We start from the raw sequence: 11,808 nt of genomic DNA on the forward strand, positions 1-11,808 counted from the left end.
GCCTCCTAATAATAGCTCTTTATTTCACTATATAATTCTTTTTCAAAGAATGGATATACTTCTTTGCCTTTTTTCTCGTCCTCTGGCACGTAGAAGTTTGATAACATTTCTTTGAAATCATCATTTGTAAGTCTGTCTTCAGAGTAGAACTCGTAGTAATTCATAACTGGTCCAGTTCCCACAAAATATTTACCATCTAGTCTGTATATAGACTTCATGAATGAGAAGCTGCCTGAACCTACTTCTAAGAACGAGCCTTCTGGTTTATCCACTGAGTTTGATCCAATCCTTTGTATGTCGGCAATGTTTGCTGTATCTCTATCTGATGCTGATATCTCATATTCGTTATTAACATCATCCTTGTTGAAAGCTATGAAGATGTTTTCCATCTCTCCACCGATAACGCTAAGTCTGTCATTATCTTCGTCAGATGTAGTTTCATCCTTAAGCTCCTTAATACTAACTTCAATAAAGAAGTCAAGCATATCATCGAAGTCCTTTAGTCTAGCCTTTTGATCATTGTTAAGTAGAGTGTACTTTTCATCTGCATCCATTGTCTTTTCTACTAAGTACTTAACTCTTCTGTATAGATTAATATTTGGTTCAACGTAGTGCTTTATGATACTTGGCTCGCTGCCACCCATCTCAGCACCATATTGCTTAGCGTAAAGAATTGTATCGTGCTTTAGTTGTGCCCACGATGCAAGTGCAGTGTTTAAGTCCTTGTATTGCCATTTTTCGCTTCTCATAAAATCTGGATAACCTTCGCCATATTCCTCATTAAAAGCTTTTAAAACCCATAGCCATGTTCTGTAAATATTTGCTTTTTCTTCTTTATCACTTCTAGCGTCAACCATAGCCTTTGATTCTTCATATCTGTCTTTAAACTTTTCCCACTTCAAATTGTCTTCGTTTGTTAGAGTAAGTCTCTCAGCAAGGCTATTGCCAAGAAGTGCCATAAGATCAACGCCTGAAACAACTGGTCTTTTGCTTTGCGGATCAGTGTCGACCAAGTTTTGTAGCCAAGTGTTGTCAACAACAGCTCTTTGTGGTAAGAAAGCAAAGACTTTGCCAGAGTCAGGTTTTATCTTCGGTCCTTCTTTTTGACTAATCATGTCTGCGACGTGATTGATGACTTTTTCATCAAGTATATCTTCAACTGTATTATCCTTAGTCACTTCACTAATGCTCTTGTATAGGTCAATAGGTGTGATATCTTCAGTATTCTCAACTAAAAAGCTAATTGGTTTATATATATCTTGCCATAGCTCAAAGCTTTTTTCATCGATAAGCATGCTTCTTGATAGAAGTATTGCTTGCTTAAGCGCATCTAAATCGATGGACTTGTCAGGCTTTTCTAGATGAACTAGCTCTTGTGAATAAAGCATGTTTACTCTAAAGTACTTCTTTAAGTTTTCGTTCTTAGTATAGTTACCACGCACCTTAAATTGTGAGTAATCAATTTCATTACCAGTTATGTTTGAAGTAGCACTTCCTTCCGCTTCGATATTCTTAATCTCATCGTCGGCTAAGTCCCTTACTTCACTAGGTACTTCTCCATCGTAGTCCGCGTCAAGTAAGTCTAATGCGCATAAGAATAATGCTGCATTTCTCATAGTCAGATCTTTTTCATCGCCCTTTGCCTCAGCATAATCCTTAAGAGCATTGTCCAAGCATTTTTTTGATAAAGCTATGAGCTTTTGCTTTAATGAGTTTTGCTCCATGTCCTCCATCATACCAAGGTAGATGATGTGGTATAGGTGCACAACTGAGTCAGTAGTAACGAATGAGTTCCTTCCAAGGTATTGATTGTTTTCATATATACCGAACGGCTGCTTCATAACATCGTAATCAACTTTGAAGTAGCCAGAATTCTTAATATCTTGAACTGTTTTTTCAATGCTTTCAGGATCATCATATGGGTCAAAACCGTATACCTCACTAGAGTCCTTCACATCGTATGGCTTTACATTTGCTTCGACCTCAATCTCTTCAAAGTCCTTTACTTCTTCAATGTCCAATAGTTTTTCTGCATCGTAGCCAAGCAAAGCATTTAAGTCCGCTTCGCCCACTTCATTTTTTTCTTCTTTACTAGTCTCTTTACTTTCTTCTTTTTTATTATCGTCCCCGCCCATCTTGGTAAATGGTAAGGAGCATGCACTTAAGGTCATTACTAATAGCAAGACCAACGCTAATAATCTCTTTTTCATTTTAGATCAATACCCTCCTTTGAAAAATTAATTTCCTTCATTATATTTATACCCTCTATATATAGTTTTTTGTCCTTCGATAATTTTGTCGGACGAAAATCTATCTTCCTAGTTGCGATACGCTCAATTAGCATATCATATTGCTTATAGATGCCGATCGAGTACACTCCTTTGTATTTCTCAATCGAAACGACTTCATCAAAGCCATCGCCATCAATATCAAACAAGATAAAATCATACATAGGATTAATGAGCCTCGAGCAGCGAAACTTTGGCTTCAAGTCTAAGTCGACTACTTTGTACAAAAACACGCGCTTCGACGGTGTTCTATGCCAAGGGGCAATCGAGTAAACGCCAAAAGCGATGTCAAATTTGTTCTCGTCATTGACTCTGCCTAAATCAACTTTATAGATATTTAGCTTGTACTTGCCATCAAAAGTCTTCGTCTTAGATCTGCCATCTTTAGTAAAAGTGACTTTATTATAAAACCTGGCAAATATTGGCTTAGCTAAAATCATCTCTACTTCGCCAAGCTCCTCATCTATAACTTTGTAGCTCACAGTAGTTTCTATGCGTGAGATGGCTAGAAGCACTAGCAATAGTAAAATCGCTAGCGCAAGTGATTTCTTCTTCATTATTTATTTAGGTCTACAAAGTGAATTTCGTAGCCCATTGCTTTTACTATCTTAAACAAATCTTCTGTCTTAAAGAAAAGCGTTTGCGTGTTAATATTTGGATGAAAAGTCATTATCTCTTCTTTTAATATAGCATTGTCAAAGTAGAATTGAACTTCTTTTTCTTCGTCATTAAGCAGGCCAAATGGCGACACACAGCCCGCTTCATTGCCAAGTTTATTGAATAAAGTCTCTTCAGACGCCATCTTCACTCTCTTTTCGTGGGCTATCTCAGCGAATTCCTTCATGTCAAGCCTGTCCTTGTCATCCATGACAAGCATGAAGAAGCGCCTCTTCTTTTGATCCGTCATAAACATAGTTTTTGTTCTGCAGCCAATTTTGCCCTCGATAAACCTATCAGCTTCTTCAGTCGTATATGCTGGCGGATGCTCGACAACCTCATAAGCAACGCCATGCTCCTCAAGCAAATTAATTGCGTCTTCGTATTTGTTCTTCATATCATCCCCTCCATTATATTTACATTTTATCACAATCAAGCGCAAAAATCAATTAGCAAAGTTTAAGTCTTTAAATATGGTCTTGATATGTGCTATAATATATAAAAGGATGGTGAGAAGATGAAAAACAAAATTAAACTATTTTTCTATAATAATAGACGGTGGATATACTGTCTTGAATATATTTTCTACTCAGTGATACTGCTTGCGATAGTGACTTACATAGACAGCAGCTACTCAAGCCTTACTCAGCACATCCCACGCGTGATGCTATCGAGCGTCGAGCTGGCAAAGACAGTTCTTTCATCACTTGTATCTGCCCTTCTAACAATAACTACTTTTACATTCTCGACCATACTCGCAGTTTTCTCTCTATATCATAACTCATTTACACCGAGGAGCGTTGAAAACTTTTTAGATAAGAAGATAACTATGAAAGTCTTAGGCATATTCATAGGCGGCTTCGTCTATTGCCTTGTTAGCCTTAACTTTATGAAGGCCGGTCAAGATCAAAGACTTGTTATAGCTGGGACTATAGGTGTCATCTACGCTATATGGGGCGCAATTTACTTCGTTATCTTCGTACAAAACGTTTTGTCGGGCGTTAACTATGCCAATCTGCTTGAAGATATCGCAGACAAAACTGATAAACTTATTGAAAAAGAGCTTGAAGATCGTGATTTTGAACTGCTTGATAAAGAAGAGTGGACTATGAAGGATAAAAGGCTTGCTGCTCACAAATCAGGCTACTTAGAAATTATTGACATAGATAAGATTAAGAAGCTAATCGGAGACGAAGACATAGTCTTCACTATAGAAGCATCAAAAGGAGACTTCGTTGCTCAAAACGAAACGCTTGGCTACTTTAGTCAAGACTGTCTTGATGATAAGACTCTAGAAAAAATTCAAAAGCAATTTATTTTTAGTGAAAGGAGAATCGCCGAAGAAGATTATAAGGAAGGCATTAGAAAGATAGTAGAGATAGCGACGCGTGCTCTATCACCTGGTACAAACGATCCAAACACAGCTATACACTGCATAAGAAAGCTGTCGATACTTTTATCACATCTTGCTAAAGTCGACTCGAACCACCACTACATCAAAACCGATGGCAAGGCAAGAATATACTACACAAGCAAGTCCTTCAAGGAGCTGCTTATCGAGTATACTCATCCATTATTTACTTATGGTGATAGTGATGCAAGCGTCTTAAGAGCCATATTCAAGGGCTTACTTGTCATCAAAGTAGCTGCGAGCGATAAGAACAAAAAGGTCGTTATGGATTTAGCAGAGGATCTGTATCAATCAGCAGTCGATAATTTCAAGAGAGAAAGTGATTTAAGTCTCTTCATGGAAATATATCAAGAGATAATGACTGGATCAAAGGAAGAAGAAGAGATAGAGAAAGAAGAAAAAGAAAAAGAGCTAGAAGAGCTTTTAGAAGAAAAATAGTATAGACAATAAATATAAAGAGGCTAGTCAATATTACGACTAGCCTCTCTTTAATTACTTCGTATTAAAATTTCTAATTAATGTCACTTGCCTATTGACATCGTCCCAAAGAATGTCTTTGCCGTCCTTAAGACCAAGTGCCCTTGCGATGTTCGCTATAGGAAGCATGATTCTGTTATTGCGCATATCAGGCTTAACATCGCTTGTGTATTTAACGCCATTGACAATAATGAAATTGCTATCAACAGGTATTTCTACTCGTAGACCTATGTCCATGATGACAGCCGTTCTTGTCTCACTTAGCCAAGCTACTTTATATCCAAGAGCTTCAGCTACATATCTAAGTGGAAGCATTGTTCTGCCGCCCTTGATATATGGCTTTGTATCCATAGCCTTGAGAGTGCGAACGCCATTATCAACTTTGTCAAGAATTTCTGAGCCTATAGTGATTAAAACTTTTGACTCTTTTTGCTTTTCTTCATTAGCCTTGTCAATAGTTTTGACCTCATCTTCAGTATTTTCTTCTTCATGATAATAGTCTCTTCTATGTCTTCTCTTTTGCTCTTCTCTTTCAGCTTTATCATCTTTTTCAGGCTCGATATATGGAGCAATCTCTCTAAATATATGGAAAATGTTTACCTTGCCATCCGGCATAATGAATTCGCCGTTAATAATAGGAAGCAATTTGCCACTTGCATCGCGAACACTAAGGCTAATAAGTTCATATCCATAGTTCGCTATGGCATGAACACTAACTTTGTCGCCCATCTTTGCTTCAAGTGGATCAATAATGACCTTGCCATATGGTGACTCGATAATGTTTATAGAGTGTTTTTCAGATGGCTTCGCTGGATTTGGTTTATCTGGGTTTGTGTCATCTGGATTTGTGTCATCTGGGTTTGGTTTATCTGGGTTTGGTTTATCTGGATTTGTGTCATCTGGGTTTGGTTTATCTGGGTTTGGTTTATCTGGATTTGTGTCATCTGGGTTTGGCTTTTCTTGCCATATAGCTGTTATAAGAGTTTCACCATCTATTGTTATTTTTTCACTAGGTTTTTTAATTTCTTCCCCTATTTGCCATCCAGCAAATTCTTTTCCATCAGGCGCTGTAAATTTACATTCAGGTAATTTAAATTCTTTTCCTTTTGCAATTTCTACTGGATCCATTGAGCCAGAGCCTTCGCCTGGATTAAAGCTTACATTTACCATGATGTTTTTCCATAAAGCTTTTACTTCTGTATCTTTATTAACTGTTATTACATCTCCAGGTTTCTTCTCATCTTCTCCTACCTTCCAGCCAGCGAACTCTTTATTATCAGGTGCAGTGAAGCCGTTTTCAGGAAGAGTATATTCTTTGCCCGCTTTAACAATTTGTTCATTCATCTCACCTGAGCCTTCAGTTTTGTTGAAAGTAACTTTATATTCAATATCTTTCCAGATAGCTTTTACAATTGTTTCTTTATCTATTTTGATTTTGGTCTTAGCTGGATATTCTATACCATCTACTTCCCAAACTTTAAATTCTTGGCCATCAGGTGCTGTGAAACCATTTTCAGGAAGTTCAAACTCTTTTCCTTTTTCTATTTCTGTATCAGGCATTTCTCCAGAACCATTGTTTGCGTCAAAGCTTACATTGTACTTTACTCCTCCTCTATTGACTATTAAAGTATATACACTTGTATTCTTTTTATCTTGTGAAGTAACTGTAATTTTAAAAATATTTTCTCCATTATTTAATGCAATCTTTTCTGTTTCACATCCATTACTTTTTTCGTCTAAACTAATAGCTTTATCATTCAACGTAGCAGAAATACTTTGCTTGCTATCACCAAATTGGAAATATAAATAAGCTATACTGAAATCCTCGCTTAAATCTACCGTATATGCTTTTTGTTCCTTCTTAAATGATAATTTTGATTTTTGATTTTTCCAAACCTCATCTTCTAATCTATATAACACTATATCTCTAAGATTACTATCATTTACTATACTTTCTTTAAAAATTGGCTTGATTGTTAGAATAGTATTTGGCATTATTAATTCAGTAGGTGTTTTATCTGGTTCTTTTATAATAGAGCTACCATCTTCTATTTCTATAATATTATCTCCATCTTCGATAACCCATCTGTCAAATACCTTATAAATATCTCTCATTGCCCAAACACTAACTATGTCACCTTCATAAGCTTCATAAAATTCTGCTGATCCATTAGTTACACTTAACTTATGAATTTTGGCTCTATCTTTTGTTACATCTCCTCTTTCAACAGAAAAAACATGCTCACGTGTTGCAGACCCATTTGATGGTTTTACATAAAATTTAAAAGTATTTTTTCCTGGCTCTAAAGCAGTTTCTTCAGTATAATTGCTATTTCTGATTTTATAACTTTTGCCACTTTCTATTTCAACAACTTGTTCTTCACTAGCTTTTTCAATATAAAATTGTATTTTTTTGTATTTCGGATCTAGCTTAATTTTATAAAGCCTTATATTCGGGTCAAAATTTGAAAGAAACTCCTCATACTTATGTTTTTCATCGTTAAATACAGATGCCTTAAATGTAATATACTCCCATGCTTCTCCATCATACACCCTAGCTCGTATATCTTTTAGTTTAGTAGTGTCATCAATCTCTACTCTTGCTTTAACTACTCCAAAATACATTGGCAAAATACCTATAAATAAAACTAAAACCATTGCCATTGAAATAATTCTTCTAAGCTTCTTCATTATATCCCCCTCCATAAAAGAATTGCCTTTGACTAACAATGCCATAAGCATTAAAAAAGTGCTACTTGCAAAGTTCGCAATAGCACTAAAATAAATCCACGTTTGAGTGGATAGCACCTTATTGAATTGAGCTTTATCTAAAAACATCTTAAGGCCTCTCATAAACTATATTCATACTTTAATAATATAACATATAGCTCTTTATGTCAATATCTTTTTGATGATTTATGCATATTTCCCATAAAATTTCTACATATACATTATTCAAGTAGAAGTATTTTCAATATTACAAACTTTTGTTTATATTAATATTATTCTCCAATGAAAACATAATTATTTTCTCATATCTACTATCTAATATCTTATACATAAACTCTTTATGAATATCTGTTATTTGAGGCGTATCGTTAATCACTTTTAATATCTTATCTTCATCATATTTACTAACAAACTTTTTTAAAGCTTGGTGGCAATCTATATTGTCTGTATTTTTTAAATACTTATAAAATTTAATTTTGATGTGTACCCAAAAAACTGGACACATTAATATTTAGTTTACATTCATGGATGCTAACCTATACAAAGTAGGTGGCATCCATTTTGTTTTCTTCTGAATCCTTTCGTTGTTGTAGTAGTATATATATTCATCAATTGCTTTTGAAAACTCTTCAAATGTTTTAAAGTCTCTCTCACATCCATAATACATCTCTGTTTTTAGTCTTCCAAAAAATGTTTCCATTATACAGTTATCGTAGCAGTTTCCTTTTCTTGACATCGATTGCGTTATTTGATGTTTTTCTAGTTCTTTGATGTAGTAGCTGTTTTGATACTGCCAGCCTTGATCTGAGTGCATGATTAAGCCTTTTACACATGGAAACTTTTCAAATGCTCTATTAAGCATTCTTGATACTTGTTCTAGTGTTGGATGCAATGATAAGTCGTATGAGATGATTTCGTTTGTGTACATATCTAATATTGGTGATAGGTAGCATTTGCCCCATGTGAAGTTAAATTGGGATACATCTGTCGTCCACTTGGCGCATGGCTTTGTTGCTGTGAAGCCTCTGTTTATGATATTATCAGCAACTTTACCAACACTACCCATATATGAATGATACTTTTCTTTTGGTCTCTTACCTAAAAGCTGCATCTTATGCATAAGTCTTTGAACTCTTTTGTGGTTAACTATATATCCTTTACTTAAAAGTGCTTGATGCACTCTTCTTACTCCGTATCTACCTTTGTTTGAGGTAAATATTTCTTGTATCTTTTCTTTAATTTCTTTGTTTCTAAGATCAACTTGGTCAACTTTACTTAATTCGTAGTAGTATGTTGATTTAGGCATGTTCATGGCTCTTAAAAGGTATTTTAGTTTGTATCCTTCACTTCTTAGTTCTCTGATGACTGCTGCTTTTTCGCCTTGAGATATGCAGCATACTTTTCTCTTCTCAAGGCTTCCAATTTTTTTGCAACTGCTTGAGCTGTTCTTAAATATTCATTTTCTTCTCTCAAACGAATAAGTTCTTCTCGCTCTGATTCATTAAGTGGCTTTGGCTCTATATTTTCATTCTTATTTCTCATTTTAGATGGACGTCCTCTCTTCTTAATTTCAAGAGAATTATACCCAAATTTTTTATATTTATTAACCGAAGTGTAAAGTTGACCATCTGAAATACCAGCCTCTATAGCTACAGACTTGTATGAATTTCCTACTAATACTTTTGATATCCATTTAAATTTTTCTTCTGCAGTCCACTTTTTATCCTGCTCTTTGTGTTTAAGTATCTCTTCTCCATGAAAGTCAACAAGCTTACTCCAATGTTTAATTTTGTCTCTAAACGTATGTGGTTTAACACCTTCCGGCGTTTCCATCCACTTTCCTTGTTTGTATAGTTCTACGCATTCTTTTTTGAATTCATAACTATATCGCATAAAAATACCCTCCTTACTGGTTTGTCCAGTAAAGAGGGTACATATCATTGTTCATTACGGTCTATTTTTTGTCCAAATGTAAACCACTTGGAACTATTATTCAATTTATTTTTTTACACCCTTATTCAATCGATTTTTTTATTCTTGAAATTTATTCCCGCTCTACTCCTAAACAACAATTTTTGAGGAAAAATGGATGAAATAGACGAAATACAGAAGAAAGCGTAATGAGGCGTACAGCTAGTACGCCGCAATGAGGTGCTTTCGAAACGAGTCTAGTTCGCCATTTTCACCAAAAATTTATTCCCATTCAATAATTACCATAGCATATTTGTTTCTTAATATTATCTAATAGTATCTACTTTGTTTCTATTTTTGAGCGTTTTTATACCTATTTTTATAGTTTTTGAGCTTTTTAGTGTCAAAACAGTATCAACATTGATACTACAATAATATTAATCTCCTATTAGCAAACATCACTCATCCAACATCAACTTGCCCTTTTTAGCCTTTTCCTTTAGACGCTTCATCTGTTCTTTTTCTATCTGTTGAATGCTTTTCTCCGGAACAGGTAAATCTTCCGGCATAGTTCCACCAATCTTTTCTATAGCACTTCTAACTTCTTTTCCTACTGAGTAATGAACCTTTGTTGCGGCTTCTGCACCTTCAATTTTGTCCTTCCTTAGCTTTTCTTCGGTCTGTGAGATTCTAAATAGATTAGCAATCAATTCAGTACTTCCCATATAATCTAAAATCTTTTGTCTCGCAGTTAAGCCTTTTCTATCATGTATGTCTTCAACATCTAATCCACCATACAATCCCATATATCCTGCATTCTGGAATATAGCAAATTCTTCGTTTGTGATAACTCCCGCATCGTGTGCTGTTTCTACCAAAAGCTGATTCCATTGTTTAATATCTCCACGAACAACAAGCCTTCTTCTGTCTTCATCAAGCTGATTAAAATGATCTGCTATTTCTTGACGATATGTTTGTATGGCAAAATAGGTTTGTCCAAGTGCAATAACCTCTTTTCTCGGATCGCCGTTTTGCACAATCAAATAGCAAGCATATCTCGTAAGTTCATAATCTTTTATAGACTTCCTTGTAGCTCCAGCCTCTACGATTTTGCTGACCTCAGCAAAATCGTATGCTACCTCATGTCCGCTGTTCTCACAGGCAATCATTGCTCTATCAATAACCTTTTGAAAGTTTCTCCACTGAGAATAATCAAGCACATCAGCAAGTTCTCTTGCACTCCAATATTCACTCCCGTCTTGTCTAACATATTTAATGTTTTCAAATTGCCTATATTCTTTTGCTTTTAAATTTGGCATATAGCATACACCTCCTTATTTTTACACTTGTTATAAACATAAATCCTATGGTAGTTGTTCAAGACCAAGCTCTTTCAAGAATACATTATGAGCATCTTTTACCTTTTTGATGTCATCCTCTATTGTCCTCAGTTCTTTTGCCACTTCTTCAATATCAATTATTTTTTCTTCAGGAGCTGTACTTACATATCGAGAAATATTTAAGTTGTATCCATTCTTCTCAATTTCTTCCATAGATACACGACGTGAATACCTCTTGTCATCTTCTCTGCGGAATTGGTACGTCTCAACAATCTTGTCTATATGTTCAGGTAAAAGAACATTTTGTCTTTTCCCTTTTTCGTAATATTCACTTGCGTTGATAAATAACACATCTTCAGGTTTCTTGCATTTTTTCAATACAAGAATGCAAACCGGTATTCCTGTTGAAAAGAATAAATTAGCCGGCAGTCCAATTACCGCGTCAATATTTCCATCTTTCAGAAGTTTAGTTCTAATTTTCTCTTCTGCGCCCCCTCTGAATAATACTCCATGAGGTAGGATAATCGCCATTGTTCCATTTTTACTCAAAAAATGAAACCCATGTAACAAGAATGCAAAATCAGCTGCCGACTTTGGTGCAAGTCCATAACTTTTAAAACGAAAATCTTCGGCTAATGTATCATCCGGTTCCCATCTATAACTAAAAGGAGGATTTGCTACTACAGCATCACACTCCAACTTTTTAGCCGGATTCATTTCATTCAGCAACGACCAATCATTTAACAAAGAATCTCCATGAAAAATTTGAAACTCCGAATCCTTAAACCCATGCAATAGCATATTCATTCGTGCAAGGTTATATGTCGTTATATTCTTCTCTTGTCCGTATATTTGGCTAATACTATTCGGTTCAAGATGTTTTTTTACATTGATAAGTAAAGACCCCGAACCACATGCGAAATCCAAAAGATTATTTATAAAATCTCTTTTTCCTAATTCCGGTTTATGGCTATCCAATATAACAATTCTGGAA

At 35.2% G+C, this 11,808-nt stretch carries 9 protein-coding genes; 1 reads left to right on the forward strand and 8 read right to left on the reverse strand.

What is annotated here, in order from left to right; genetic code table 11:
• Positions 1–5 precede the first annotated feature (5 nt).
• The 3 genes from Q0E71_RS00770 to Q0E71_RS00780 are packed head-to-tail and all read right to left on the reverse strand — an operon-like array spanning position 6 to position 3,342.
• Complete coding sequence (locus Q0E71_RS00770) at positions 6–2,210, reverse strand: DUF3160 domain-containing protein (protein WP_294794835.1); 2,205 nt, start codon at positions 2,208–2,210, stop codon at positions 6–8.
• The gene (locus Q0E71_RS00775) at positions 2,207–2,845 is read right to left on the reverse strand and encodes a hypothetical protein (protein WP_294794843.1); all 639 of its coding nucleotides are present in this window, start codon (positions 2,843–2,845) and stop codon (positions 2,207–2,209) included. The genes Q0E71_RS00770 and Q0E71_RS00775 overlap by 4 nt, the downstream gene beginning before the upstream one ends.
• Positions 2,845–3,342 (reverse strand): prolyl-tRNA synthetase associated domain-containing protein, encoded by a 498-nt coding sequence (locus tag Q0E71_RS00780; RefSeq protein WP_294794856.1) that lies wholly within the window; start codon positions 3,340–3,342, stop codon positions 2,845–2,847. Before Q0E71_RS00780 ends, Q0E71_RS00775 begins: the two co-directional genes overlap by 1 nt.
• A gap of 120 nt (positions 3,343–3,462) precedes the next feature.
• On the opposite strand from Q0E71_RS00780, the gene Q0E71_RS00785 reads away from it, so the two are divergent.
• Positions 3,463–4,794 carry a DUF2254 domain-containing protein gene (locus Q0E71_RS00785; protein ID WP_294794861.1) on the forward strand — a complete coding sequence of 444 codons (1,332 nt, stop codon included), beginning with the start codon at positions 3,463–3,465 and terminating at the stop codon, positions 4,792–4,794.
• A 54-nt stretch (positions 4,795–4,848) separates the two neighbouring features.
• On the opposite strand, the gene Q0E71_RS00790 is transcribed toward Q0E71_RS00785, so the two are convergent.
• From Q0E71_RS00790 to Q0E71_RS00810, 5 genes are all read right to left on the reverse strand, one after another.
• Complete coding sequence (locus tag Q0E71_RS00790; protein ID WP_294794864.1) at positions 4,849–7,524, reverse strand: stalk domain-containing protein; 2,676 nt, start codon at positions 7,522–7,524, stop codon at positions 4,849–4,851.
• Positions 7,525–8,074: 550 nt separating this feature from the next.
• On the reverse strand, positions 8,075–9,019 hold the full coding sequence (locus Q0E71_RS00795) for an IS3 family transposase (RefSeq protein WP_367116793.1): 945 nt from the start codon (positions 9,017–9,019) through the stop codon (positions 8,075–8,077).
• Complete coding sequence (locus tag Q0E71_RS00800) at positions 8,914–9,456, reverse strand: helix-turn-helix domain-containing protein (RefSeq protein ID WP_294794866.1); 543 nt, start codon at positions 9,454–9,456, stop codon at positions 8,914–8,916. The genes Q0E71_RS00795 and Q0E71_RS00800 overlap by 106 nt, the downstream gene beginning before the upstream one ends.
• A gap of 476 nt (positions 9,457–9,932) precedes the next feature.
• On the reverse strand, positions 9,933–10,793 hold the full coding sequence (dinD, locus tag Q0E71_RS00805; RefSeq protein WP_294794869.1) for a DNA damage-inducible protein D: 861 nt from the start codon (positions 10,791–10,793) through the stop codon (positions 9,933–9,935).
• Between the two features lie 45 nt (positions 10,794–10,838).
• A partial coding sequence (locus Q0E71_RS00810; protein WP_294794872.1) for a type I restriction-modification system subunit M occupies positions 10,839–11,808 on the reverse strand: 970 nt, incomplete at its 5' end.

The organism is uncultured Fenollaria sp., from assembly GCF_934202865.1.
Lineage (GTDB): Bacteria > Bacillota > Clostridia > Tissierellales > Peptoniphilaceae > Fenollaria.

What these genes read in the sequence shown, in the direction of transcription:
- Q0E71_RS00785 (WP_294794861.1), top strand. Translation starts at nt 3,463, where the DNA reads ATGAAAAACAAAATTAAACTATTTTTCTATAATAATAGACGGTGGATA.
- Q0E71_RS00800 (WP_294794866.1), bottom strand. Translation starts at nt 9,456, where the DNA reads ATGCGATATAGTTATGAATTCAAAAAAGAATGCGTAGAACTATACAAA.
- dinD (WP_294794869.1), bottom strand. Translation starts at nt 10,793, where the DNA reads ATGCCAAATTTAAAAGCAAAAGAATATAGGCAATTTGAAAACATTAAA.
- Q0E71_RS00790 (WP_294794864.1), bottom strand. Translation starts at nt 7,524, where the DNA reads ATGAAGAAGCTTAGAAGAATTATTTCAATGGCAATGGTTTTAGTTTTA.
- Q0E71_RS00775 (WP_294794843.1), bottom strand. Translation starts at nt 2,845, where the DNA reads ATGAAGAAGAAATCACTTGCGCTAGCGATTTTACTATTGCTAGTGCTT.
- Q0E71_RS00770 (WP_294794835.1), bottom strand. Translation starts at nt 2,210, where the DNA reads ATGAAAAAGAGATTATTAGCGTTGGTCTTGCTATTAGTAATGACCTTA.
- Q0E71_RS00780 (WP_294794856.1), bottom strand. Translation starts at nt 3,342, where the DNA reads ATGAAGAACAAATACGAAGACGCAATTAATTTGCTTGAGGAGCATGGC.